The sequence below is a fragment of the Chelativorans sp. M5D2P16 genome, from assembly GCF_034427935.1.
Taxonomy (GTDB): Bacteria; Pseudomonadota; Alphaproteobacteria; order Rhizobiales; family Rhizobiaceae; genus Chelativorans.
In genome coordinates this window covers 134,772-159,822 of the sequence record NZ_JAXQNM010000025.1, presented here as the reverse complement: position 1 = coordinate 159,822, position 25,051 = coordinate 134,772, and the positions used below count along the sequence as shown (strand labels likewise).

Sequence of the window (25,051 nt, the reverse complement as noted above, 5' to 3'; positions counted from 1 at the left end):
TCGCTCAACCTTCACTGGCCGCCTGGGCGCCAGCGGGCGCGCTGGTTCTGTTCTTCTCCAGAACCGCTTCGGTAATCGAGTTCGGCAGCCGGCGCGGCGTTTCGATCAAACCGAGAACCGGCATGACGAGTAGGAAGAAGGCGAAGTAGTACAGCGTGGAAATCTGCGCCAGCACGACATAGACGCCCTCCGCCGGCCGCGAGCCGAGCCAACCAAGGAAGATGGTGTCGGCCACGAAGAGCCAGAAGAACAGCTGGTACCACGGCCGGTAGACCGCCGAACGCACCTTCGAGGTGTCGAGCCAGGGCACGACGAAGAGAACGGCAATGGCGCCGAACATGGCGAGCACGCCGCCGAGCTTGGAGTCGATCGGCCCGATGTTGAAGGTGATCGCCCGCAGGATCGCGTAAAACGGCAGGAAGTACCATTCGGGCACGATATGCGCCGGCGTCTGAAGCGGGTTGGCCTCGATGTAATTGTCGGGGTGGCCGAGATAGTTGGGAATGTAGAAGACGAAGTAGAGGAACACGAGGAGGAACACGACCATGGCGAAGCCATCCTTGATGGTCGCATACGGCGTGAAGTTGACCGTGTCCGTCTTCTGCTTCACCTCGATTCCGGTGGGGTTCGTCTGGCCCGTGACGTGCAGCGCCCACACGTGCAGAACCACCACGCCCGCGATCATGAAGGGCAGCAGGTAATGCAGCGAGTAGAAGCGGTTGAGGGTCGGGTTGTCGACCGCGAAGCCGCCCAGCAGAAGCTGCTGGATCCAGTCGCCCACGAGCGGAATAGCCGTGAAGAAACCGGTGATCACGGTGGCGCCCCAGAAGCTCATCTGCCCCCAGGGCAGCACATAGCCCATGAAGGCCGTCGCCATCATCAGCAGATAGATGATGCAGCCGAGGATCCACAGAAGCTCGCGCGGCGCCTTGTAGGAGCCGTAGTAGAGCCCCCGGAAGATGTGCACGTAGACGGCGATGAAGAAGAAGGATGCGCCGTTGGCGTGCAAATAGCGCAGGAGCCAGCCGGAATTGACGTCGCGCATGATCTTCTCGACCGATGCGAACGCGACCTCCGTGTTGGCGGCGTAGTGCATGGCCAGCACCACGCCGGTCAGGATCTGCGCGACCAGCATCAGCGAAAGGATGCCGCCGAAGGTGTAGGCATAGTTCAGATTGCGCGGCACCGGATAGGCGACGAAGGAATCGTAGACGAGACGCGGCAGGGGCAGACGCGCGTCGATCCAGCGCCCGATGCCGGTCTTGGGTGTATAGGTCGAGTGTCCACCGCTCATGGAAAATGCGCTCCCTTTCCTACCCGATCTGGATGACCGAGTCGGAGATGAAATCAAAGGTCGGAATGGCCATGTTCTCGGGAGCGGGCCCGTGGCGGATGCGGCCCGCCGTATCGTAGTGCGAGCCGTGGCAGGGGCAGAACCAGCCGCCGAAATCGCCCTGCTGACCGAGCGGCACGCAGCCCAGATGGGTGCAGATGCCGATCATGACGAGCCAGTTTTCCATCCCCTCGCCCGCCGAGCGGTCGACATCGGTCGCCGGCGCATCCGCGGGCAGGTTGGCATTGCGCGCGACCGGGTCCTTGAGCTCGTCGAGCGGCACCTCGCGCGCCGCTTCGATCTCCGCCTCCGTGCGGTTGCGGATGAAGACGGGCTGGCCGCGCCACTTCACCGTCAGCGACATGCCGGGCTCGACGGCCGAGACGTCCACCTGGATGGAAGCCAGTGCACGCGTGGAGGCATCGGGACGCATCTGGTCGATGAAGGGCCACAGGGCACCGGCGGCGCCAACGGCAGCGGCCGTTCCGGTGGCCACGTAGAGGAAGTCGCGGCGGTTGTGTTCCGGGATATGGGTCGAATCGATATCGCTCACGGGACTGCGGTCCTTTTCACCTCATGCCTGCCGAAGAGAATGCGTTTGTCGACAATCGCGCCCGCCCTTCGATTCCCCACGACGGACCGGCCGTTCCCCCGGCAATTGGCGATGGTTTCTATGCGCGACCGCCAGACTTGTCCAGACACCCGCCGCCTGACAGGGCAGATTGTCGCGGGGAGAACACCCTTTTATGCGCATGTGAGGGCCGTGCGAGACGTTCCCCGCCCTGACCGGCGCATCCCCGCGGATTGCCGGTCCCTATCGCGCGCCGAGCCGCACCAGGACGGCGCGCGGAATGGCAAGCTGGCGCACCACGTCGTCATGGCGCTTCAGCCCGCATAGCTCGCGCTGGATGAAATAGGCGTAGACGGCATCGGCCGCCGCACGCAACAGACCGGCCCGTTCGGATCCCTCGCCCTCGTGCGCGGCGAGCCGCGCCAGGGCCGCCTCGGCCTCCCGACCGGCCCGGCCGAGCGAAGCGGCCATTTCGCCGGCAAGCTCATGGTCGAGCGAATCGACCCCGGTCTGCGGTCTGTTGGCTTTCGTGGAAGGTGCGCGCAGCATGTCCGATTCCCGATTCTCGCGGCCGGTTTGTCTCGACAGGACGTGGAGACGGCACCTATTGTGGTCCTCATCGAACGATGCTTCAACCGATGGCCTGAGAGCCGGCGCAAAGACCCTTGGCCGCGGCACGATCCTGGCAGGAATACGGCAATGACTTTCCTGGAACTCTCCGCCTTCACGCTCGTCGCCACTCTTCTGGTGATCTCGCCCGGCCCGAACGGCGTTCTGATCGCCAAGACCGTTCCCACCTCGGGCAAGGCGGCGGGCTTTGCCAACATCGCCGGTTTCTTCGCCGCCTTCTACCTGCACGGGGCACTGTCGATCCTGGGCATCTCCATCATCCTGGTCCAGTCGGCGCAGGCCTTCTTCATCGTGAAGATGCTGGGTGCCGCCTATCTGTGCTTCATCGGCCTGAAGGCGCTCTGGGAGGCCTGGAAAGGCGTCGCGTTGCCCCGGCAGGTGACGCCGGCAAAGCGGCGGCGGACCCTCGTGCGGGCGACGGTCGAAGGATTCCTCACCAACGCGCTGAACCCAAAAGTGTCGATGTTCTATCTTGCGGCCTTCCCTCAGTTCATTCCGCCCACCGCGCAGGGCGTGCAATGGGCCTTCCTGCTGGTCGCGATCCACTCGCTGGTCAACATCGTCTGGTTCTCGGGCCTTGTCGTGCTCCTGTCTTCGCTCAAGGGGCTCGGCAGCCGCGCCTGGGTGCAGCGCGCGCTCAAGGCCGTAACGGGAACGGTCTTTGTCGCCTTCGGCCTGAAGCTCGCGACCCTGCGGCCATGAGATCACGCCGCGTTGCGGCGCTCCAGACGCTCGCGCATGCCCTGCGGATCCCTGGAAAATGAGGTCGATCAGCGTCTGCCGGCAAGCTACGGCCACTTGACCACAGGCGGCATGCTGGAGAGGATGGAATCGACATTGCCGCCGGTCTTCAGCCCGAAGATCGTGCCGCGGTCGTAGAGCAGGTTGAACTCAACGTAGCGGCCCCGGCGCACGAGCTGCTCCTCGCGGTCGGCTTCGGTCCAGTTGGTATCGAAGTTCTTGCGCACCAGGTGCTCGTAGACGACCAGGAAGGCGCGGCCCACGTCCTGCGTGAAGGCGAAGTCGGCCTCGAAGCCGCCTTTTTCGTCCGAGGTCTTCAGCCAGTCGTAGAAGATGCCGCCGGTGCCGCGCGGCTCGTTCCTGTGCGGCAGGAAGAAATATTCGTCGCACCAGCCCTTCATGCGGTCATACTCCGCCACCTGCTTGTGTCGGTCGCAGACATACCGCATCGCCCGGTGGAAGGCGACCGTGTCGGGATCCTCCTGGGTGCGCCTGCGGTCGAGCACCGGCGTCAGGTCGGCGCCGCCGCCGAACCACTGCCGCGTGGTCACCACCATGCGGGTGTTCATGTGCACGGCCGGCACATTCGGGTTCTGCGGGTGCGCGATCAACGAGATCCCGGACGCCCAGAAGCGCGGATCCTCCTCCGCACCCGGTATCTGCTGGCGGAACTCCGGCGAGAACTCGCCGAAGACCGTCGAGGTGTGCACGCCGGCCTTCTCGAAGACGCGGCCGTTCAGCATCGACATGAGGCCGCCACCGCCCGCCCCTTCCTCGCGCTGCCAGGGCGTGCGCTCGAAACGGCCGGGCGCACGGGTCGAGAGCGGCCCCGACAGTTCGTCCTCGAGCTTCTCGAAGGCGGTGCAGATCCGATCGCGCAGGCTTTCGAACCAGGCCTTCGCCCGTTGTTTCTTCTCCTCCAGGCCGTCGGGCAGTCCGGCCGGTATGTCTGGTCTTTCCATGAGGCCCCTTTCGAGCGCGAAGCCGCGTCGTCGTGGCAGACAAAGGACTCGCAATTGTCACTTTCGATCCCTAATCTTAACGGGCAACGGGTCAAGGAGTTCTTTCGTGCGCGTGCCCGCCAAGCCCCCGCTCGAGGGCCTCAAACGTGCCCTCGACAAGAAGCGCGCCAACGACCATCGCCTACCGCGCGACGGTTTCCTGCGCGAAACCTTCTCGCTGCCGCGCGACGAAGCCCGCGCCAAGGCGCGCGAATGGCTGGAGCGCTGGCCCAAGCAGGCTTACTGGACCGAGGTGGAAAGCTGGTGCGAGCGCCCGGGCGGCGTGATCGAGTTCACCATGCGCCGCCTGCCGAGCGCGGACTAAAGCGCCGCCTTTCGGTTTTTCCGCATCCCGCTTGACCTCAACTTAAGTCGAGGTCGTACCCCGGCCTCCTTCCACTTACCGTGAAGGAGAAAACCGTGCAGCCGTACAGCCTAAGCAAACGAAGCAGCCTACCCCGTCTGCCGCAACGCTTCGCCGCAGACCATCGCGGCGGCAAGCGCGACATTGAGGCTGCGCGCCTCCTCCCGCATGGGAATGACCAGGCGGCAATTGGCCGCCCGGTGCACCTCCTCGGGCACGCCGGCCGACTCGCGCCCGAAGAGCAGCACGTCGCCGTCGCGGTAGCACAAGGCCGTATAGGGGACGGCGGCCGTCGTGGTGAAGAGGAGAAGCCGGCGCCCTTCCGCCTGTCGCCACGTCTCGAACGCTTCCCAGGACGCATGGCGCGTGAGCGGCGCGCGTTCGAGATAGTCCATCCCCGCGCGCTTCAGGGCGCGGTCGGAAAGTTCGAAGCCCGCCGGCTCGATCAGATCCACCGCCACGCCCAGACAGGCCGCAAGGCGCAGGATGGCACCGGTGTTGCCCGGAATGTCGGGTTGGAAAAGTGCGATGCGAATGCCGTGTTTCATGCCTTGCTCGACTGTAGCCCCGGAGACACAGCTGCCCGAAAGGGTGAAAGCACACTGACAAAGGCGCTGGCCAGCCTCGGCATTCTTGGATATAAGGTCGCCACGCTTAACGTAAACCGCCGGAGGCAGACATGGATAATCGGATGGTCGCATCCTTGGTCTGCGCGCGCCCCTGGATCGGGGCCGGGCTCAAGGCCTGACGGCGGTTCTCGCTCCAACGCATATTCTTCCCCAGTAGACCACGCGCGAGCCGATCCGCCGGAACCCATTCCGGAATCATTCCAGGATTCGCTCCATGTCTGCGAAATTTCCCGAAAGGCGCAACGCGCCGGCGACACGAGTCGCTCCCACCACCACGGCTCTGCCGCCGAGCGACGCACACCAGGCTCCCGCCAAGACCCTGTCAGGAGCCTTCGCCGCTGTTCTTGGCGCAAAGCCGCAAATGCCGCATGCCGGGTCCCCGATGCCGCAGGAGAAAGGCTCCGGTTCGAAAGCCTTTGCGGTCAAGGCGAGCGCGCCACCGATCAGAAGCGGAAAGCCCGGAATGCCGACCGTGCTGCCGCGCAAAGGGCACCGCTGAGGGCCCGAGCCTGTCGAGGATGAACGATGTTTAGCTGGTTCGAAAAGCGCCTGCCCGCCTTCCCCGCTGAGGAGATGACCGAGCCGCCGAAGACGCTCGTCGCCTTCTGCCTGCACTTCACCAGGGGCGCCTGGCCCTATCTGGCGGTCTCGATGGTTCTGATGGCGCTGATCGCCATCATCGAGGTGTGGATGTTCTCCTTCCTCGGCAACATCGTCGACTGGCTGGCCGAGCGGGACCGGGCGACCTTTCTCGAGACGGAAGGTTGGAAGCTTGCCGGCATGGCATTCGTCGTGCTGGTGATCCTGCCGATCGCGGTGGTGCTGCACTCGCTTGTGAACCACCAGGTGCTGATGGGCAACTACCCCATGCGCATCCGCTGGCAGGTGCACCGCTACCTGCTCAGACAGTCCATGTCCTTCTACCAGGAGGAATTCGCCGGCCGCATCGCCACCAAGCTGATGCAGACGGCGCTCGCCGTGCGCGAATGCGTCATCAAGCTCATCGATGTCCTGAACTATGTCGTCGTCTACTTCACCGGCATGCTGGTCATCGTCGCCTCCGCCGATCTGCGGCTCGCCGCGCCGTTGGCGGGATGGCTCGTCGGCTACGCCCTCCTTCTGCGCTACTTCATCCCGCGGCTCGGCCGGGTGGCCGAGGAGCAGGCCGATGCGCGCTCGGTCATGACCGGTCGCGTGGTCGACAGCTACACCAACATCCAGACCGTCAAACTGTTCTCGCATGCCCGCCGCGAGGCAGGCTTTGCACGCGAGGGGATGTTGGAGTTCCTGAAGACGGTCTATCGCCAGATGCGGCTGGTGACCGGCCTCTACGGCACGCTCTATCTTTTGAATTCGCTGTGCCTGTTCGCCGTCGCCGCCCTTTCGATCTGGCTGTGGCTGGGCGAAGCGGTCTCGATCGGCGCCGTCGCGGTGGTGATCGGCCTGGTCCTGCGGCTTTGGGGCATGTCGCAGTGGATCATGTGGGAACTGACCGTCCTGTTCGAGAACATCGGCACGGTCCAGGACGGCATTTCCTCGATCTCCCTGCCGCGCCTCGTCGAGGACAAGCCCGGCGCGAAGGAACTGCGTGTGTCTAAGGGCGAGATCGTCTTCGACCGCATCCGCTTTCACTACGGCAAGACGGGCGGCGTGATCGAAGATCTGTCGCTGGCGATCCGTCCTGGCGAGAAGGTGGGCGTCGTCGGGCGCTCGGGCGCGGGAAAATCGACCTTGGTCAACCTGCTCCTGCGCTTCTACGACCTCGAAGGCGGGTGCATCCTGATCGACGGAAACGACATCGCCGAAGTGAAGCAGGATTCCTTGCGCGCCAACATCGGCATGGTCACGCAGGACACATCGCTGCTCCACCGCTCCGTGCGCGACAACATCCTTTACGGCCGGCCCGACGCCGACGAAGCCATGGTGATCGAGGCGGCAAAACGCGCCGAGGCACTGGACTTCATCGGGGGCCTGTCCGACATAAAGGGACGGACAGGACTGGATGCCCATGTCGGCGAGCGTGGCGTGAAACTATCCGGCGGCCAGCGGCAGCGCATCGCCATCGCGCGCGTGATGCTCAAGGATGCGCCGATTCTGATCCTGGACGAGGCGACTTCGGCGCTCGATTCGGAGGCCGAGGCGGCGATCCAGGAGAATCTCGCCTCCCTGATGCAGGGCAAGACGGTGATTGCCATCGCCCATCGGCTTTCCACCATCGCCGCCATGGACCGGCTCGTGGTGATGGACGAAGGGCGCATCGTCGAAGAAGGCAACCACGACGCATTGCTGGCCAGGGGCGGAATCTACGCCCAGCTCTGGCAACGCCAGTCGGGCGGTTTTCTCGACTTCGAAGAAGCAGAGGCAGCGGAGTGAAGGACGGCGAGGAAGAAAAGGGCGGGCTGAACGAGCGCCTGTGGCAAAGCGCCGAGGGGGTGATCGACCCCTTCGGCGACACCGAGCGCGAGGTCCTGCCCACGGAGGCCCACCGCTTCATCCTCTTCTTCGCCGCCCAGGCCAAATGGCCTTTCGTCCTGCTTCTGGCCGCCGGCGGCCTGATGGGCGCGGTGGATGCCGGGCTTTACTGGGCGCTCGGCTGGCTGATCGACCTGCTCGACACCTCGAGGCCCGAAACCTTCCTGGCCGAGCACTGGCCGGCCCTCCTGGCCCTCGGCCTCCTCGTGCTGTTCGGGCGCGCGGCGATCATGATCGTCAACACCGTTCTGGAAGAGCAGGTGATTGCGCCCTCCTTCTACCAGCGGGTACGGTGGCAGTCCTTCCGGCGGGTGATGGACCAGCCCTACGAGTTCTACCAGAACGACTTCGCCGGCCGCATCGCCACCAAGATCATGCAGGGCGGCGAGGCGACGGGCGATTTCATCACCTCCGCGCTCCAGACCCTGTGGAGTTTCCTCACCTTCCTGCTGCTCGCCGCCACCATTCTTACCCGGCTCGACCCGCTGCTCGGCATCGTCCTGGCGCTGTGGTTCGCGGCGTTCCTGGTCACCGCGCGCTATCTCCTGCCGCCACTGCGCGAAGCCGGGCGGCGGCGCGCGGACGAGCGCTCCCTTTTGAACGGCCGCATGGTGGACGCGTTCACCAACATCATGGCGGTGAAGCTCTATGACAGCGGACGGCGCGAGCACGGCTATGTGCGTGAGGGCATGGCGCGCTTCCTCGCGGCCGTGCGCACCCTGACGCGCGCCATCACCCGCGTGCGCGCCGCCGTCGCCATCCTCAACGGCCTGATGATGACGGCGGTGGGTACGCTGGCGGTCATGAGCTGGATGAACGGCGCGACGACGACTGGGGCGATCGCCACCGCCATGGGGCTCGTCTTCCGGCTCAACCAGATGTCGGCCTACATGATGTTCAACGTCAACGGCCTTATCCGCGCCTATGCCACCGTGCAGGACGCCACCGGGGTGATCTCGCGCCGCCCGGCAATCCGCGATGCGGCGAATGCACAGACGCTCCCTGAGGCCAAGGGCGACATCCGTTTCGAGGACGTGACCTTCAACTACGGCAAGGAAGAGGGGGTCATCGAGAACCTCGACCTGCACATCCGCCCCGGCGAGCGGGTGGCGCTCGTCGGCCCTTCCGGCGCCGGCAAGACCACCATCGTCAACCTGATGCTGCGCCTTTTCGACATCGAGGGCGGGCGCATCCTCCTCGACGGGCACGACATCCGGGAATTGAGCCAGGCCTCGCTGCGCGCCCAGTTCGGCGTCGTCACCCAGGAGCCGATGCTCATGCATCGCTCCATCCGCGACAACATCGCCTATGGCCGGCCCGGCGCAAGCGAGGCCGACATTATCGCCGCGGCAAGGCGCGCCTCCGCGCACGACTTCATCATCGGCGTGACGGACCCGCGCGGCCGCACCGGCTACGACGCGCATGTCGGCGAGCGCGGCGTGAAGCTCTCCGGCGGCCAGCGCCAACGCATCGCCATCGCCCGCATGATGCTGAAGAACGCCCCGATCCTCGTCCTCGACGAGGCGACCTCGGCGCTCGATTCGGAGATCGAGTCCGTCATCCAGGAGAACCTGGCCGAGCTAATGGCGGGAAAAACCGTCATCGCCGTCGCCCACCGCCTCTCCACCATCGCCGCGCTCGACCGGCTGATCGTGCTCGACAAGGGCTGCATCGTCGAGGAAGGCACGCACGAAGAACTGATCGCCCGCGGCGGCCTCTACGCTCAACTGTGGAAACGTCAGTCGGGCGGCTTCCTCGGCGAACGGCTGGCGGCGGAATAGGCCGACGCGATCGTCCTGTCAGCGCCTGCAGGCAATGTCGCGCCGAAACGGCAGATCCGCCAGCTCGCGCTGGCTCATTGCGGCGATGTCGGGATGCGAGAGCGGATCGCGACACCATTTCTCCCGTTCCTCCGCATACTCCTCGATCGCCCGGAACGCCTCCCTTCGACGGCGTAGATAGGCGGCAACACTCAAGAAAATCTTCAGCATGGCGATATCCCTCCGGCGCCACAGCCGAAAATCCGCCGAGAGCGGCTCGTTTTCAATGGAGATTGCCTGCACGTTGCTATAGAAAAACTATATGCAAAACCTGAACCGCGTCCACCTGAACGCCTTGCGCGCCGTGGAGGCCGTGCTGCGGCTTGGCTCGCTCGCCGCCGCTGCAGCGGAGCTGGGTGTTTCGGCGGGAGCGGTGAGCCAGCATATCATCCGCTTGGAACGCCAGCTCGGCCGGAGCGTCTTCGAGCGCACGCGGCGCGGCCTCGAGCCGACGGTTTTCGGACGGCAGATCGCGGAAAGACTCAACGAGGGCTTCGAAAGGCTCGACGAGGCGGTGGCGCTGTCGCAACGGCATGCCGACACGGTACTGACCGTTTCCGTCGCTCCGGTCTTCGCCTCGAAATGGCTGGTGCCGCGCCTGTCGGGCTATTCCCGGCAATATCCGGAGATGCGGATCAGGCTCGACGCTTCCGTAACGCTGGTCAATCTCGATGCTTCAGACATTGATCTGGCGATCCGCGTGGGTGAAGGCGGCTGGCCCGGTGTCAAGGCCGAGTTCATCCTCGCGCAGGAGGTCTTCCCGGTCTGCGCACCGGCCTTGGCGGAACGGCTGAAGGAGCCGCGTGACCTGCTTTCCGCGCCCATCGTGCGCGACGCCAATTCGACGACGGGCTGGGACATCTGGCTCGCCCCGCACGGCCTCGACGAGCGGGAGCTCGAGGAAGGCAGTTCCTTCACCGACGCCTCGCTCGCCCTCGACGCGGCGATCGCCGGCCAGGGCGTGATGCTCGCCTGGCCGACGCTCGCGCATGACGCGCTTGCGGCGAACCGCCTCGTGCGGCCGTTTCCCGGACGGGCCCCGACCCGGTTCGGCTACTGGCTGGTGACGTCGAAGAATCGGCCGGAGCCGAAAAAGGTCAAGGATTTCAAAAGCTGGCTTCGCCAGGAGGTGGCTGCCACCGCCTCCAGGTATCAAACGTGATTGCCGGGCCTTGTCTCAATTCGGTCCGAAACCATCTATCGTGCTATACTACCCAGCCCCACCAAGCGCGAAACAAAGGAGGATCGGATGATGAAGGAATTCCATTGCGGATCGCTTGTCCCCGGTTGCGAGTGGCACACGAGGCACGAGGAGGAGGCGGAAGTCATCCGTCGCGCCGTGGAGCATATGCGCGAGGTCCACGGCGAGACCATCATTCGCGAAAGCATGCTCGAGGCCATTCGCTCGCGCATCACCGAGGCCCGCAACGCCGCATAGGGACAGCCTTTCACGACAGGGAAAGCGGTTGGCGCAAGCCTACCGCTTTTCGCCCCGGGCTTCCGACAGGAGGTCTTCCCGACTCATCGCAAAACCCGATTCCAGCCACCGTTCCTCAAGCGCAGCCAGGGTCTTGCCCAGTTCCGCACCGGGCTTGAAGCCCAGGGGCAGGAGATCCTTTCCGCCAAGCGGGAAGACAGGCCGCTGCCAACGTTCCAAAGTGTCGAGCAGGCGGCGATAGCCGGCTGCCTCCATGAGCGCGCCGTCATCCGCTTGCGCGCGGGCGCGGGCACCCGCAAGGGCAAGGCCCAGGCGCTTGTCGACACCCTTCTCCCCGGCGCGGTAAAGCAGCTTTGCGAACGCGCTCTCGCCGAGTGATGGGTCGGGCACGGGTGCCTCGGCCCAGCCAACGAGCGCGGCCGCCTCAGCCTTCGACATGCGCAGGCGGACCGCCAGCGCCTTCACCCGTTCGGCATCGGGCGGGATGATGGCCGCAAGGCGCAGGAGCGGGTCGGGCGCCCAGCCGAATGCCCGCTCGGTATCGACCAGCCCGTGAATCGCGTCGATCCCCCACCGCTCGCTCTCCGGCAGAACGGCGGTGAGCGTGCCCGTCTGGCGCATCCAAAGGAGCGCGCGCGAGGGATCGGCAGCGGCCAAAAGCTTCTTCAACTCGCTCCAGACGCGCTCGGCGGACAGCCGGGCGAGACCGTCTCTAAGCCGCGTGCACGCCTTCAGGCCATCCGCATCCGGCCGGCCCGAGCCGTACCAGGCGAAAAAACGGAAGAAACGCAGGATGCGCAGATAGTCCTCGCGTATGCGTGTCTCCGCGTCGCCGATGAAGCGCAAGGTGCGCGTCTCGAGATCGGAGAGCCCGCCGACGAGATCCACCACGCGCCCGTCCGCCTCGGCGTAAAGGGCATTGATCGTGAAGTCCCGCCGCTCGGCGTCGTCCCTCCAGTCTCGACCGAAGACGACGCGCGCATACCGGCCGTCGGTCTCCACGTCGGCGCGCAGCGTCGTCACCTCGTAGGGCAGGCCCTTGGCGACCACCGTCACCGTGCCGTGCTCGAAGCCTGTGGGAACGACCTTGAACCCGGCCGCCTCCGCCCGTCGGGTGGTCTCCTCGGGCGTGGTGGTGGTGGCGATGTCGACATCCGTCACCGGCTGCCCGAGAAGTGCGTTGCGCACCGCGCCGCCGGCGATCCGCGCCTCCTCGTCGCCTTCGTTGAGGACGGCAAGCAGCGCCTGGAGGCCGGGCCTGTGCAGCCACTCGGCCTTGTTATCGATGGTGGCAAGCGTCATCGCGCGTAGAGCCTTTCATAGAGCATGTGCAAAATACCCGCCGTGACTCCCCATATGAAGCGCTCTCCGTAAGGCATTGTATAATAAAACCGTTCCCGCTCCTGCCAGATGCGGCTTTCGCGCCGGTGATTGGCCGGATCCATAAGGAAGGACAACGGCACCTCGAACGCCACCTCCACCTCGTGCGGGTTGAGCGTCAATGTGAAACCGGGTTCGACGATCGAAAGCACGGGGCGGATGCGGTAGCCGCTACCGGTGACGTAGTCGGGCATGCGGCCGACGATCTCGACCCGCGACGGTGCGAGCCCGATCTCCTCCTCCGCCTCGCGTAGGGCGGCATGTTCGGGCGAGCCGTCTACGGCGTCGATGCGCCCGCCGGGAAAGGCGATCTGGCCCGAGTGCCGGCGCAGGGTCGTGGTGCGCTGGGTGAGGATGACGGTCGCCTCCTCGCCGTGGTCGACCACCGGCACGAGCACGGCCGCATCGTCGAGACCGTCGCGGACGATGAGGTGCCTGATATCCGGGTTCAGCCGATGGTCGCCATAGGCATCGGGATCGTGAGCCGGGTCCTGCGCGGCGGCGCGGCGGCGGAATGCCTCTGCTGAAAAGCGATTCTGCGTAGCGGCCCGCATCGTCATCCCACGAGCGCCTTCAGCCGTTCGGCCGGCATCACGGGAAAGATCGCGCCGCCGGAGCGGACGGCGAACATCGCGCGGCCGTCGATCTCCACCTCTTCGCCCAGTTCCACGAGTTCGTACATGACCGGACGCGCCACCAGCGCCTCGAGTCGGCCCCGCACGAGCACATAGGGCTTCACGCCGCCGGTCCCCTCCTCCTCGACGAAGCGTATCGGATGATCAGAGCCGGCCTCCACCACGTCGCCCACATTGGTGCGGAAGGTCAGGTGCTGATTCTCCCCGGCGCCGGAGACCGCCATCTCCACCGCAAGGAAGGGCGCATCCTCCACGCGGATGCCGACCTTTTCCACCGGCGTGACGAGATAGGTCCTGCCGTCCGCATCCTTGCGCAGAACGGAGGAAAAGAGCTGCACCAGGGCCATGCGCCCGATCGGCGTGCCGAGATAGAACCACGTGCCGTCGGCGCGGATTTCCATGTCGAGATCGCCGCAGAAGGGCGGATTCCAGCGCTCCACCGGCGGCACGCCCTTATCCGCGCGGGCCGCGCGGGCAATCAGCGCCGAGAGCGCCGCCGCGTCACCGGCCTTGGCGAAGGTGCCCTCCCCGGCGGCATTGTCCTGGTTTCGAGCAGTCATGGTCACGAAATAGTCACTGTTGTTCGGCTTGTCAGCCATGGGAACTCAATTAAGCTCGTCGGGCTGGCACGCTGCGCATCCTGTTCCATGTATCGCAGATGACCGCCAGATCGGCAAAGCGAGGACGAGCCGCATGAGCATCATCGCCAGGGAAGGCCAGGCCGGTACAGCCGGCGAGAAGGAAATGGTGGCGCAGGCCGAAACCGCGCTTGCCGATATCGCCCGCGTACGTGAAGGGGTCGGACGGGTGATCTACGGCCAGGAGGCCGTGGTGGAGCGCGCCCTGGTGGCCATCATGGCCGGCGGGCACGCGCTTCTGGTCGGCGTGCCCGGACTTGCCAAGACCAAGCTGGTGGAAACCCTCGGCATGGTGCTCGGGCTCGATGCGCGGCGCATCCAGTTCACGCCCGACCTGATGCCTTCCGACATTTTGGGCTCGGAGGTGATGGAGCAGGACGACACGGGCCGCCGCTCCTTCCGCTTCCTCCCCGGGCCGATCTTCGCCCAGCTTCTGATGGCCGACGAGATCAACCGCGCGAGCCCCCGCACCCAGTCCGCGCTCCTGCAGTCGATGCAGGAGTACCACGTGACGGTGGCCGGTGAACGCCACGACCTGCCCTCGCCCTTCCATGTGCTGGCCACGCAGAACCCGCTCGAGCAGGAGGGCACCTATCCGCTTCCCGAAGCGCAGCTCGACCGTTTCCTGATGCAGATCGACATCCTCTATCCGGAACTCGATGCCGAAAGGCGTATCCTCCTCGAGACGACCGGCCTCGAGGAGGCACGGCCGATGAATGTGCTCGCCCCGGCGCGGTTGAAGGAGATCCAGGCGCTGATCCGCCGCATGCCGGTGCCCGAAAGCGTGGTGGAGGCGATCCTGGCGCTGGTGCGTTCGGCGCGGCCTGGTCTCGGCCACCCCGAAACGGACCGGCATGTGGCCTGGGGACCCGGCCCGCGGGCGAGCCAGGCGCTGACGCTCTGCGCCCGCGCCCGCGCACTCTACGACGGCCGCCTCGCCCCGTCGGTCGACGATGTGCGCGCGCTCGCCGAGCCGGTGCTGCAGCACCGCATGGCACTGACCTTCGCGGCGCGGGCGGAAGGCATGAGCGTGCGCGATGTCATTGCGCGCCTGGTGAAGGCGCTCGGCTGAGCGAACGGCGAAAGAGGCTGATGGCGCGGATCGGTGAAGTCACCACCCCCGTTTCGACAGAGGACGCGCTGGTGCGTGCCCGCACGCGCGCGGCCCTGGTGCCGGATCTTCTGGTGGAGGCCCGCCGCGTCGTCAACAACGTGATCGCCGGCTGGCACGGCCGCCGCCGACGCGGCATCGGCGAGAATTTCTGGCAGTTCCGCCCCTATGTCGAGGGCGAGGCCGTCGCCCGCATCGACTGGCGGCGCTCCGCCCGCGAGGAGGACCATCTCTATGTGCGTGACCGGGAGTGGGAAGCCGCGCACACCGTCTGGCTGTGGGCCGACCGTTCCCCCTCGATGCTCTACCGCTCCGGCCAGGCCGAGGTTTCCAAGGAATCGCGCGCCCTCGTGCTGATCCTCTCCCTGGCCGAGCTCCTGTCGCGCAGCGGCGAGCGGATCGCCTGGCCTGGGCTGACCGACCCCTTCGCCGCCCGCAACGGCGCGGAGCGGTTGGCGCAATACATCAGCCATGCCGAGCCGGACACCGGACGCGCGGACTTCTCCCAGGTCCGCCGCTTTTCCGACGTCGTCATTGCCGGTGACTTCCTCGATCCGCCGGAGGAGATCATGCGTTGGCTCGATCCGCTGGCGCGCCGGGGCACCCGTGCGCATCTGATCGAGGTGGCCGATCCCGCCGAAGAGACCTTTCCCTATTCGGGCCGCACCGAGTTCCAGGACCCCGAAACCGGCGTCAAGCTGACAGCCGGCCGGGCCGAAACGCTGGGCGAGGAGTATCGCCGGCTCTACCTAGCAAGACGCGAGGAACTTTCCCGCTGGGCCAAGAAGGTCGGCTGGAGCTACACGGTCAACCACACCGACCGGCTGGCCTCGGAGGCTCTGATCCGCGTGCATACGGCCATGACCGCCGAGATGGATGCGGGCCGATGAACTTCCTCCCCCTCTCCTTCGGCGCGCCGATGGTCCTGTGGGGCCTTGTTGCCCTGCCGGTCATCTGGTGGCTCTTGCGGCTGACGCCGCCCCGGCCGCAGCGGGAGACCTTCCCGCCGCTGGCCATCCTGGCGCGCATCGTCAGGAAGGAGGAAACCCCGCACCAGAGCCCGTGGTGGCTGACGCTCCTCAGGCTCGCGCTTGCCGCGCTCGTCATACTGGCGCTTGCCGACCCCGTCTTCAATCCGCGCGAACGGACCGTCGTCAACGGCAGCGCGCTCGCCGTGGTGCTCGACAATGGCTGGTCGAGCGCTCCGGACTGGGACAGGCGGGTGGCGACCGCCACGCGGCTGATCAACGATGCGGGGGAAAGCGGCGTGCCGGTGGTGCTGGCGCTGACCGCCGAAGCACCGGCGCAGGATATCGGCCCGTTCGACGCCGCAACCGCGATCGAGCGACTGAACGCCGCGGAGCCACGCCCGGTCCCTAGCGACCGCCCCGCCATCTACGCCCGGGTTGCCGAAACGCTTTCGCAACTGCCCGGCGCGAGCCTCGCCGTGCTTGCCGACGGGCTTGCGCGCGGCGATGACGCGGAAGCCTTCGAGACGCTGTTCTCCGCCGAGCTTTCCGACGTTCTTTGGATCGCTCCGGATAACTTGCCGCTCGTTGCCCTGTCCGACAGCGCCAACGCGCCGGAGCGCTTTACCGTAACCGCCGTTCGGCGCGAGTCGGAGACGGGACCACGGCAGGTCGTCGCCTACGCTTCCGACGAGCAGGGCCGGCGCATCGCCGAAACGGCCATTGGCTTCGGCCCCGGCGAATCCGCCGCCACGGGCGAGATGCGCGTGCCCTTCGAACTGCGCAACGATTTCACCTCGATCGGGCTTGCCGGCGAGAACCATGCCGGCGCGCTCCGGCTGCTCGACGAGAATGCGCGCCGGCGCCGCATCGGGCTCATCTCCCAGCACGAGGCCGACGAGGCGCAGCCTCTCCTTTCACCGCTCTACTACATTCGCCGGGCCATCGGTCCCTATGCCGATCTCATCGAGGCCGGCAGCGCCGATCTGACGCAATCCGTGCCCCGGCTCCTGGAGCAGAAGCCGGCGGCGATCGTCATGGCCGATGTCGGCACTCTGCCGGATTCGGTGCGCAGCCGGCTGATCGAGTGGATGGAAGCCGGTGGCACGCTGATCCGCTTCGCCGGGCCGCGCCTGGCGGCGGCCGAGCACGACGAGGCGCTGCTGCCGGTCCGCCTGCGCACCGGCGAGCGCTCGCTGGGCGGTACGCTCTCCTGGTCGGAACCGCAGCCGGTCGACCAATTCCCTCCAGGCCCCTTCTCCGACCTGACGCCGCCGCGCGACGTGACGGTGAACCGCCAGGTACTCGCCGAGCCGTCCGCCGACATCGTCGAGCGCACCTGGGCCAATCTCGCCGACGGAACGCCGCTCGTGACCGGCGCGCCGCGCGGCGAGGGCCGCGTCATCCTCTTCCACGTGACGCCGGAAGCCACTTGGTCCAGCCTGCCGATCTCCGGCAGCTTCGTCGAGATGCTGCGGCGCATCGTGCAGCTTTCGCGCAATCAGGGCAGCCTGACCGAGCAGGAGGAAACGGGCGCACGGCTGGCGCCTTACCGCATGATTTCCGCGACGGGGGCGCTGGTGCCCCCCGGCCCCGAAGCCGAACCGCTGGAGCCCTCCTCCGACGCACCGGTGACACTGCGAAATCCGCCCGGCTTCTACGGCTCGGAGGAAGGGGTGGTGGCCCATAATCTGCTTTCACCCGACGCCACGCTTGCGCCGCTTGCCCGCCCCGAAGCGCCGGTGAACGTGAGCCAGGCCTCCTATGCATTCGACGAATCCAGGCCGCTCAAGGGACCGCTGATGGCGGCTGCGCTTGCGCTCCTGGCCCTCGACACGCTGGCCGTCCTGTGGCTCGGCGGGCTGTTGCAGCGCCGCCCCGCGCGGCGCGCCGGCACCGCCGCTTCCGCATTCCTGGCCGGCTTCCTCGTCCTCTTGCTCGCCGCACCGGACAATGCGCGCGCGCAGGAGACGCCGCAGGTGGACGAGGCGGCTGCGATCGATGCGATCTCGGCCACCCGCATCGCCTATGTGGTCACGGGCGTGTCGTCCGTCGACGCGGTCAGCCGGGCCGGCATCGCGGGACTGTCGCGTTTCCTGACGCAGAAGACGGCGCTCGAGCCAGGCGCGGCCGCCGCCGTCGACATCGCCACCGACGAATTGTCCTTCTATCCGCTCATCTACTGGCCCATCGATGCCGGCGCCGAAATGCCCTCGGAGCGGGCCGTCGCCCGCATCGACGCCTACATGCAGCAGGGCGGGACGGTGCTGTTCGATACGCGCGACCAGTATTCCGCCGGTTTCGGTTCGTCCGGCTCCGTCAGCCCGGAAACGCAGCGGCTGCGCGACATCCTCTCCGGTCTCAATGTGCCGCCGCTGGAGCCCGTGCCGGATGACCACGTGCTGACCAAGGCATTTTATATCCTGGCGGAATTTCCGGGCCGGTATCGCGGCAGCGATCTGTGGGTCGAAGCCTCCGTGAACGCCGAAAGCCGTTCCGACCGGCCGGTGCGCACGGGCGACGGCGTGTCGCCCATCATGATCACCGGAAACGATCTTGCCGGCGCATGGGCGATCGACTCCGACGGATCACCCCTTCTGCCGACCGTGCCTTCGGACCCGATGCAGCGCGTCTATGCGTTGCGCGCGGGCGTCAACATCGTGATGTACATGCTGACCGGCAACTACAAATCGGACCAGGTCCACGTGCCGGCCCTGCTTGAGCGATTGGGGCAGTGATGGACTGGTCGGTAAGCTTCGATCCGCTGTTTTCCTGGAGCGTACTGGCGCTCTTGCTCGCCCCGCTGACGCTCCTGATGGCGCTCAGCCTGCTTCTCGGCCGGCGCGGCGCCCTTCTGCGCCTGGCGGCCCTTGCAGCGCTCGCCCTCGCTCTCGTCAACCCGGTGCTTCTGGAGGAGGAGCGCGATCCCCTTCAAAGCGTGGTCGCGCTGGTGGTCGACGAAAGCCAGAGCCAGGACATCGGCAACCGGGCCGAGACGACGCACCAGGCGGTGCAGACGCTGCAGGAGCGTCTCGAGCGTTTCGACGAATTCGAGGTGCGCGTGGTGGAAGCCGGACGCGGCGAGGCGGCCGACGAGCGCACCGAGACGCGCCTGTTCGAGGCGCTCGAAGGCACGTTGCGCGATGTGCCGCCCTCGCGCGTGGCCGGCACGATCATGGTCACCGACGGCCAGGTGCACGACACACCGGCCAACGCCACCGGACTTTCCGGACCGCTGCACGCGCTGATCACGGGCGAGGACGACGAGCGCGACCGGCGCGTCCGCTTCGAGCGCGCGCCGCGCTTCGGCATCGTCGGCACGCCGCTGGAGATGACGTACCGCGTCCTCGATTCGGCCAGCGAAGGCGGACAGGTGGAGGTCGAGGTCTTCGTCAACGGCGAATTGGCGCTGATCGAGCAGGCGGTGATCGGCCGCGAGATGCCGCTGGAGATCACCGTTCCCAACGCCGGCCGCAACATCGTGGAACTGCGGATTCCGGTGCTGGAAGGCGAGCTGACCGAGACCAACAACCGCGCCGTTGCCCTGGTGGACGGCATCCGCGAGAACCTGCGCGTGCTGCTCGTCTCCGGCGAGCCGCATTCGGGCGAGCGGACCTGGCGCAACCTCCTGAAGTCCGATGCTTCGGTCGATCTCGTCCATTTCACTATCCTGCGCCCGCCGGAAAAGCAGGACGGCACGCCGATCAACGAGCTTTCGCTGATCGCCTTCCCGACGCGTGAGCTCTTTGTGGAGAAGATCGAGGATTTCGACCTCATCATCTTCGACCGTTACCAGCACCGCGACGTGCTTCCGGTGCTCTACTACGACTACATCGCCGAGTATGTGGAAAACGGCGGCGCGCTGCTGATCGCGGCAGGACCGGAGTTCGCCGGAAACCAGTCCATCGCCCGCACGCCGCTGATCTCGGCACTGCCGGCGCTGCCCAACGGCGAGGTGACGGAAGCCGGCTTCTATCCGCGGCTGACAGAGACCGGCGAGCGCCATCCCGTCACCCGCGGCCTCGACGGTTCGGCCTCCGAGCCGCCGCAGTGGAGCCGCTGGTTCCGCATAGTCGGGGTGGAGCAGCCGGACGGCCACGTGGTGATGGAGGGCGCCGGCGAGCGGCCGCTCCTCCTGCTTTCCCGCCGCGGCGAAGGCCGCATCGGCATGTTCCTGTCCGACCAGGGATGGCTGTGGGCGCGCGGCTATGAAGGCGGCGGCCCCTACGTCGCACTCTACCGCCGCATCGCCCACTGGCTGATGAAGGAACCGGACCTGGAGGAAGAGCGCCTGACGGCGACTGGCCGCGGCATGCAGCTCGAGATCACGCGCCAGACGATGGAGGACGAGGCCGGCACCGCCACCGTGACCGCCCCCTCGGGCGAGACGCGTAACGTGCCGCTCGCGGCCGGTGAGCCCGGCCTCTTCCGCGGCACCATGGAGGTGGACGAGATCGGCCTCCATCAGGTCGAGAATGGTGAACTCAGCACGCTTGCCCATGTCGGCCCGGTCAACGCGCCCGAATTCGCCGATACGATCTCGACCGAAGACGTCCTGGCGCCGGTGGCCGAGGAAACGGGCGGCAGTGTGCGCAGGCTCCAGGGAGGCGTCGGCGGGATCACACTTCCCAATATCGTGCCCGTGCGCGCCAACGCCACCACCGCCGCTGGCCGCGACTGGATGGGGCTGCGCACGACCAATGACAGCGTGCTGAAATCGGTCAAGCGCGTTCCCCTCTTCGCCGGCTTCCTCGGCCTCGGCCTCCTCCTGCTGGCGATCGGCGCCATGTGGTACCGCGAGGGGCGGTGAGCGGCCGCGCTCAATACGCGAGGCGATCCTGCCAGAGGTCACATTTCGGCCCTGCCGCACCGATATAATGGCAGCGTGGAGTATGTTTTTCCATTTAGAATCAGTAGTTTTACATTAGAACTTTACAGAAATGACGAAATCTTTGATCCCTTTGGTCGTGACAGTCGCCGTGGCGGTTTCCTGCAGTTCCGCCTTCGCCCAAAGCAAGAAGGTGCCGGAAAAGTTCCTGTATGCCGGTTCCGGAGAACTGGAAGAACTGCGCCCGATTCTCAAGCGGCCGGGCATCGATGGCATCCAGGTCGTCTACTCATGGAAAGCGCTAGAGCCCGCCTTCAATGAATACGATTTCTCGGCGATCGAGCACGACCTGGCGCTCACCGATTCTCTCGGCAAGAAGCTCTTTATTCAAATCCAGGACAGTTCTTCACGCCTGAAGCGCGGCGCGTGCCCGACTACCTCCTGACCGAGCCGCAATATGGCGGTGGGCTCGCACCTCAGCTCGACAATCCCGGCGAGGGCAAGCCGGTCGGCCATGGCTGGGTCGCCATGCAATGGAACCCCGCCGTGCGCGACCGCTTTCAAGCTCTGCTGCAAGCGCTCGGCGAAGCGTTCGACGGCAGGGTTTTCGGCATGAATCTGCCCGAGACCGCCGCCGACGTCGACATGGAGGATGATCGGAACGGCTTCAGCTGCGAGGCCTATTTCGCGGCGGAAATGCAGAACATCGCGGCGGCCAGGAAAGCCTTTCGAAAATCCCATGTCGTGCAGTATGTGAACTTCTGGCCATGCGAATGGGAGAACGACCACAACTACATGGCTCGCCTCTTCGATTACGCATCCCGGCACGCCATCGGCCTCGGCGGCCCCGACATCGTTCCCGAAAGAAAGGTGCATATGAAGAATGCCTATCCCTTCTTCAACCGGAACAAGGACAGACTCGACCTTGTGGCGATGGCCGTGCAGGAGCCGACGCTCACCTACACCAATCCGAAAACCGGAAAGCCGTTCACGAAGGACGAACTGGTCCGTTTCGCCTCCGAGTACCTGGGAGTCGACGTGATCTTCTGGAGCGCAGCCTCACCCTGGCTCAAGGAGTAACGCGGCAGGCGGCCTCCTTGCCTTGCCTGCCTTTGAGCCGTTATGCGTCCACTCGGACCTACGTATCGTTCTTTCCGAAACCTGTTTCCGGACTTCGGGACGATGCTGGAAAGCTGCCAGGGATTTCGACTGGAACTGGGCCGGGCCGGTTTCGGCCTTCGGTAGGCGCTAGTGGCGTCTGGACATGCTCTCTGACCGCGCAGTCAACAATGTCGTCCCACAATGCCATGATTCGTTCGCCCGAAAAGCGTCGGGCCGAAAGGCGGGCAGCTTCGCCGAGACGCTTGCGCAACACCTCGTCGGACAGCAAGCGCGAGAGTGCCGTAGAAAGCGCATCGACATCGCCATCGGGAACAAGCAGGCCGTTCACGCTGTCGGTGATCATGTCTTCCGGGCCGAACGGGCAATCGAAGGAAACCGACGGCAGGCCCGCCGCCATGGCTTCCGCCAACACGTTGCCCCATCCCTCGTAGCGCGAGGAGAGCACGAAGGCGTCAGCCGCCGCCAGCCATTGGCCGGGCGTGCTGCTGACACCCGGCAGCGCCACCCGGCCTTTCAAACCCAGAGCATCGCGCTGAGCGGTCAATCTGGGTCGCTCCGGCCCTTCGCCCCATATCGTCAAGTGCCAATTGTCGTGCTTGGCGGCAATACGGGCGAAAGCTTCGAGCAGCAGGTCGAACCCCTTCTGGGGCACGAGCCGGCCGACGGCCACGAGTATCCCGCCGCTGCGACAGGCCGTCACGCCGGACGGCAGCACGACGGGATTCGGCACGACCCAGCGGCGCTCGCGCGGAACGCACGGGAAAAGCTCCAACGCGCCGCGCGTCATCGCGACAAGGCCGAACGCGCGAGGATAGCACAGCCGACGCAACCAGACCCAGAACGGTCCAACCCTTTGCCGCTCCGGATTGTTGCGTTCGGAGATGATGACCGGAATGCCGGTGCCCGAAGCGGCGATGACGGCAAGAATGTTGGTGCGCGTCAGAAAGCTGATGATGAGATTCGGAGAAAGCTGGAGAAAGGCGCGCCGCAGGCGCAGCACGCGCTGGATGACAAGCCGTGTCGCCTGAAACCAGTTGCCGGGTGCCGTCGGCAAGCCGAGTCGAAGAACCTCTACGCGCGGATGCGTCGGGTAATAAGCCTCGGTGTCCTCCGCTTCGAGTGTTACGACCGTCACCCGCCATCCGCGTTCGGCCCAGTGACTGGCCATGAACGTCGCAATCCGCTCACTCCCTCCGGCCGCAAGCGATGGGAGGACGAGTGTGACCCTCAAATCGTGTCCTGGCGCTGCTGCGCTAAAATCCTGCCTCGGCATAGCCCCGAATGCCGCGTTTCCTCTCTCGGCACTGTTTTGTCGCCCGCCCACATTGTTGGAGGTCTATTCGTGCCGGAAAGGCAGCCTATACCGTAGGGAGGTTTATGGAAATGGACCCCACCAATGCCGATCAGGCAGTGAAGCGAGAATGCGGAATTTCCTGACAGATTTACTGTCCTCAACCCGCGCGTTCTCCGGCAATCGCTGGATCAAGAAAAGACACCGTTCCACCTGCAGCCTTCAGGCCGGGACGTTTGCCCCTCTTTTCGACTCGCCGGGCCCCTCGCTGACCAGGCCGGCGTGGGTGATCATGCCCTTGAGTTTTTTAAGCTCCCCCTCCTTGAGCTCGGCCGCCAGCAGGCGGTCGGGATCGACGGGGCGCGGCATGGTGAGTTGGCCGCGCGGAACGCGCGTGAAGCCGAGCGGGCCGTAATAGGGCTCGTCGCCGACGAGCAGGACGACGCTGGCGCCGCTCTCCCGCGCAGCCTCCAGCGCGATCCGCACCAGCTTCTTGCCGATCCCCATGTTCTTGCAGGCCGGGCGCACCGCCAGCGGCCCGAGAAGCAGCCCCCTGCCCGCGCCGGCCGCGATGCGGGTCAGCCGCACGGAGGCGACCACCTTTCCGCCCTTGACGGCAACGTGGGAAAGCGTGCGCTCATGCGGACCGCCCTCCCGGATCCTGTAGGCCGCGCGGGCGAAACGCCCCGGCCCGAAGGCCTCGGCATTGATTTCGTCGATTTCGGTATCGTGCGCCGGTTCTTCCGGCAGAAAGGAAATGTCGGCAAGGGACATGAAACGGCTTCCGGTGGACAGACAGGGATGTGCCGGCGCGAGCGCGCGCATTGCCCTCTACGGGGCTCGTCAATCCTGTCGTCGTCGCTCCACCGGCAAGAAAAACATGATGCATATCTCCAAAGCCGGCTTCCGCTAGCACCAAACGCGGCGCCAGTCCACCGGAAAAGAGCCGTCGGCGGGGGCGGTCGCTTGAAAGGCCTTGGGACGCCGGCACCCGCAGCTTCAAGATGATTGACGCAGCGTTCAGTTCCCTTCCCTTGGGCCGGGCGCGTAATCGTCCTAAATGCGGGGGCGAAGAGAAGGAGAGAGAAATGGGCCTGCTTGTCGACGGTATCTGGCACGACCAATGGTACGACACCTCCAAGACCGGTGGCCGTTTCGAACGGTCGAAGTCACAGTTCCGCGATTTCGTGACCGCCGACGGCCGGCCGGCCGAGGGCCGCGAGCGCGGTTTCAAGGCCGAGCCGGGCCGCTATCACCTCTACGTCTCCTACGCCTGTCCCTGGGCACACCGCACGCTCATATTCCGCAAGCTGAAGAAGCTGGAGGACGTCATCTCCGTCTCCGTCGTCCACCATTTCATGGGCGAGAACGGCTGGACCTTCAAGGCCGAGGAGGGAGCGACAGGGGATACGCTCCATGGCCTCGACTTCCTGCACCAGATCTACACCAAGGCCGACCCGCGCTATTCCGGCAGGGTGACGGTACCGGTTCTGTGGGACAGGAAGACGGAGACGATCGTCAACAACGAGTCGGCCGAGATCATCCGCATGCTCAATTCGGCCTTCGACGAATGGGGCGACGCCGCGCTCGACTTCTATCCCGACGATTTGCGCGGGGAAATCGAGGCCGTCAATGCGCTCGTCTACGACAACATCAACAACGGCGTCTATCGCGCCGGCTTCGCCACCACCCAGGACGCCTACGAAGAGGCCTTCGGCCAGCTCTTCGACGCGCTCGATACGGTGGAGGAGCGCCTGTCACGCCGGCGCTATCTTGCCGGAGACCGGCTGACGGAGGCGGATTGGCGGCTCTTCACCACGCTGGTGCGCTTCGATCCGGTCTATTTCGGCCATTTCAAATGCAATCTCAGGCGCATCGTCGACTACCCCAACCTGTCGAACTATGTGCGCGAGCTCTATCAGGTGGCCGGCGTGGCCGAGACGGTGAACCTGCACCACATCAAGGCGCACTATTACGGCAGCCACACCACCATCAATCCCACGGGGATCGTGCCTGTGGGACCGGAGGTGGACTTTACGGCGCCGCACGATCGGGAGAGGCTTGCCAAGGCCGCGTGAG

The 25,051-nt window shown here is 65.8% G+C and carries 24 protein-coding genes; 13 read left to right on the top strand and 11 right to left on the bottom strand.

Translation table 11 applies throughout. From position 1 onward, the window contains the following. Window positions 1–4: 4 nt before the first annotated feature. From SIN08_RS12065 to SIN08_RS12055, 3 genes are all read right to left on the bottom strand, one after another. The gene (locus tag SIN08_RS12065) at window positions 5–1,294 is read right to left on the bottom strand and encodes a cytochrome b (RefSeq protein WP_322451820.1); all 1,290 of its coding nucleotides are present in this window, start codon (window positions 1,292–1,294) and stop codon (window positions 5–7) included. A 19-nt stretch (window positions 1,295–1,313) separates the two neighbouring features. Further along, window positions 1,314–1,886 carry a ubiquinol-cytochrome c reductase iron-sulfur subunit gene (gene petA, locus SIN08_RS12060; protein ID WP_322451819.1) on the bottom strand — a complete coding sequence of 191 codons (573 nt, stop codon included), beginning with the start codon at window positions 1,884–1,886 and terminating at the stop codon, window positions 1,314–1,316. A 261-nt stretch (window positions 1,887–2,147) separates the two neighbouring features. Then, on the bottom strand, window positions 2,148–2,453 hold the full coding sequence (locus SIN08_RS12055) for a DUF6665 family protein (RefSeq protein WP_322451818.1): 306 nt from the start codon (window positions 2,451–2,453) through the stop codon (window positions 2,148–2,150). Window positions 2,454–2,603: 150 nt separating this feature from the next. On the opposite strand from SIN08_RS12055, the gene SIN08_RS12050 reads away from it, so the two are divergent. Further along, entirely contained in the window at window positions 2,604–3,236 is a 633-nt protein-coding gene (locus SIN08_RS12050; protein ID WP_322451817.1) for a LysE family translocator, read from the top strand. A gap of 86 nt (window positions 3,237–3,322) precedes the next feature. Here SIN08_RS12050 and hemF read toward each other — a convergent pair whose 3' ends face one another. Next, window positions 3,323–4,237 carry an oxygen-dependent coproporphyrinogen oxidase gene (hemF, locus tag SIN08_RS12045; RefSeq protein ID WP_322451816.1) on the bottom strand — a complete coding sequence of 305 codons (915 nt, stop codon included), beginning with the start codon at window positions 4,235–4,237 and terminating at the stop codon, window positions 3,323–3,325. 106 nt (window positions 4,238–4,343) lie between these two features. On the opposite strand from hemF, the gene SIN08_RS12040 reads away from it, so the two are divergent. Next, on the top strand, window positions 4,344–4,601 hold the full coding sequence (locus SIN08_RS12040; RefSeq protein WP_322451815.1) for a hypothetical protein: 258 nt from the start codon (window positions 4,344–4,346) through the stop codon (window positions 4,599–4,601). Window positions 4,602–4,729: 128 nt separating this feature from the next. Here SIN08_RS12040 and SIN08_RS12035 read toward each other — a convergent pair whose 3' ends face one another. Beyond that, the gene (locus SIN08_RS12035; protein ID WP_322451814.1) at window positions 4,730–5,188 is read right to left on the bottom strand and encodes a tRNA (cytidine(34)-2'-O)-methyltransferase; all 459 of its coding nucleotides are present in this window, start codon (window positions 5,186–5,188) and stop codon (window positions 4,730–4,732) included. A 606-nt stretch (window positions 5,189–5,794) separates the two neighbouring features. Between SIN08_RS12035 and SIN08_RS12030 the strand changes: the two genes are divergently transcribed. Then, the gene (locus SIN08_RS12030; protein WP_322451813.1) at window positions 5,795–7,642 is read left to right on the top strand and encodes an ABC transporter ATP-binding protein; all 1,848 of its coding nucleotides are present in this window, start codon (window positions 5,795–5,797) and stop codon (window positions 7,640–7,642) included. After that, the gene (locus SIN08_RS12025) at window positions 7,639–9,522 is read left to right on the top strand and encodes an ABC transporter ATP-binding protein (RefSeq protein WP_322451812.1); all 1,884 of its coding nucleotides are present in this window, start codon (window positions 7,639–7,641) and stop codon (window positions 9,520–9,522) included. Before SIN08_RS12030 ends, SIN08_RS12025 begins: the two co-directional genes overlap by 4 nt. Window positions 9,523–9,540: 18 nt before the next feature. Here SIN08_RS12025 and SIN08_RS12020 read toward each other — a convergent pair whose 3' ends face one another. Further along, complete coding sequence (locus SIN08_RS12020) at window positions 9,541–9,732, bottom strand: hypothetical protein (RefSeq protein ID WP_322451811.1); 192 nt, start codon at window positions 9,730–9,732, stop codon at window positions 9,541–9,543. 91 nt (window positions 9,733–9,823) lie between these two features. On the opposite strand from SIN08_RS12020, the gene SIN08_RS12015 reads away from it, so the two are divergent. Both SIN08_RS12015 and SIN08_RS12010 read left to right on the top strand, forming a co-directional pair. Beyond that, a complete protein-coding gene (locus SIN08_RS12015; RefSeq protein WP_322451810.1) occupies window positions 9,824–10,723 on the top strand; it encodes a LysR substrate-binding domain-containing protein in 900 nt (299 codons plus the stop codon). A gap of 90 nt (window positions 10,724–10,813) precedes the next feature. Beyond that, window positions 10,814–10,999: a DUF1059 domain-containing protein gene (locus SIN08_RS12010; RefSeq protein WP_322452154.1), complete on the top strand. Its 186-nt coding sequence runs from the start codon at window positions 10,814–10,816 to the stop codon at window positions 10,997–10,999. A gap of 39 nt (window positions 11,000–11,038) precedes the next feature. Here the strand turns inward: SIN08_RS12010 and SIN08_RS12005 are convergent, their stop codons facing one another. From SIN08_RS12005 to SIN08_RS11995, 3 genes are read right to left on the bottom strand one after another with little or no spacing between them, the layout of a single operon-like run. Then, window positions 11,039–12,301, bottom strand: a complete 1,263-nt coding sequence (locus tag SIN08_RS12005) for a CCA tRNA nucleotidyltransferase (RefSeq protein ID WP_322451809.1) — start codon at window positions 12,299–12,301, stop codon at window positions 11,039–11,041. After that, the gene (locus SIN08_RS12000; protein ID WP_416208068.1) at window positions 12,298–12,933 is read right to left on the bottom strand and encodes a CoA pyrophosphatase; all 636 of its coding nucleotides are present in this window, start codon (window positions 12,931–12,933) and stop codon (window positions 12,298–12,300) included. Before SIN08_RS12000 ends, SIN08_RS12005 begins: the two co-directional genes overlap by 4 nt. A gap of 2 nt (window positions 12,934–12,935) precedes the next feature. Next, window positions 12,936–13,574 carry a DUF1285 domain-containing protein gene (locus SIN08_RS11995; RefSeq protein ID WP_322452153.1) on the bottom strand — a complete coding sequence of 213 codons (639 nt, stop codon included), beginning with the start codon at window positions 13,572–13,574 and terminating at the stop codon, window positions 12,936–12,938. A gap of 133 nt (window positions 13,575–13,707) precedes the next feature. Between SIN08_RS11995 and SIN08_RS11990 the strand changes: the two genes are divergently transcribed. The 6 genes from SIN08_RS11990 to SIN08_RS11965 all read left to right on the top strand — a co-directional run bounded on the left by SIN08_RS11990 (window position 13,708) and on the right by SIN08_RS11965 (window position 21,639). Beyond that, window positions 13,708–14,724, top strand: a complete 1,017-nt coding sequence (locus SIN08_RS11990) for a MoxR family ATPase (RefSeq protein WP_322451806.1) — start codon at window positions 13,708–13,710, stop codon at window positions 14,722–14,724. Window positions 14,725–14,744: 20 nt separating this feature from the next. Continuing rightward, window positions 14,745–15,653, top strand: a complete 909-nt coding sequence (locus SIN08_RS11985; RefSeq protein ID WP_322451805.1) for a DUF58 domain-containing protein — start codon at window positions 14,745–14,747, stop codon at window positions 15,651–15,653. Next, window positions 15,650–18,469 (top strand): DUF4159 domain-containing protein, encoded by a 2,820-nt coding sequence (locus tag SIN08_RS11980; RefSeq protein WP_322451804.1) that lies wholly within the window; start codon window positions 15,650–15,652, stop codon window positions 18,467–18,469. Before SIN08_RS11985 ends, SIN08_RS11980 begins: the two co-directional genes overlap by 4 nt. Continuing rightward, the gene (locus SIN08_RS11975) at window positions 18,469–20,541 is read left to right on the top strand and encodes a hypothetical protein (RefSeq protein ID WP_322451803.1); all 2,073 of its coding nucleotides are present in this window, start codon (window positions 18,469–18,471) and stop codon (window positions 20,539–20,541) included. The genes SIN08_RS11980 and SIN08_RS11975 overlap by 1 nt, the downstream gene beginning before the upstream one ends. Before the next feature lie 157 nt (window positions 20,542–20,698). Then, on the top strand, window positions 20,699–21,004 hold the full coding sequence (locus SIN08_RS11970) for a hypothetical protein (protein WP_322451802.1): 306 nt from the start codon (window positions 20,699–20,701) through the stop codon (window positions 21,002–21,004). Beyond that, window positions 20,986–21,639 carry a hypothetical protein gene (locus tag SIN08_RS11965; protein WP_322451801.1) on the top strand — a complete coding sequence of 218 codons (654 nt, stop codon included), beginning with the start codon at window positions 20,986–20,988 and terminating at the stop codon, window positions 21,637–21,639. Before SIN08_RS11970 ends, SIN08_RS11965 begins: the two co-directional genes overlap by 19 nt. Window positions 21,640–21,697: 58 nt before the next feature. Here SIN08_RS11965 and SIN08_RS11960 read toward each other — a convergent pair whose 3' ends face one another. Both SIN08_RS11960 and SIN08_RS11955 read right to left on the bottom strand, forming a co-directional pair. Next, complete coding sequence (locus tag SIN08_RS11960; RefSeq protein ID WP_322451800.1) at window positions 21,698–22,954, bottom strand: glycosyltransferase family 4 protein; 1,257 nt, start codon at window positions 22,952–22,954, stop codon at window positions 21,698–21,700. Window positions 22,955–23,194: 240 nt separating this feature from the next. Beyond that, window positions 23,195–23,746 carry an N-acetyltransferase gene (locus SIN08_RS11955; protein WP_322451799.1) on the bottom strand — a complete coding sequence of 184 codons (552 nt, stop codon included), beginning with the start codon at window positions 23,744–23,746 and terminating at the stop codon, window positions 23,195–23,197. 314 nt (window positions 23,747–24,060) lie between these two features. Here SIN08_RS11955 and SIN08_RS11950 point away from each other — a divergent pair, with 314 nt between their 5' ends. Continuing rightward, on the top strand, window positions 24,061–25,050 hold the full coding sequence (locus SIN08_RS11950; protein WP_322451798.1) for a glutathione S-transferase family protein: 990 nt from the start codon (window positions 24,061–24,063) through the stop codon (window positions 25,048–25,050). Window position 25,051 lies beyond the last annotated feature (1 nt).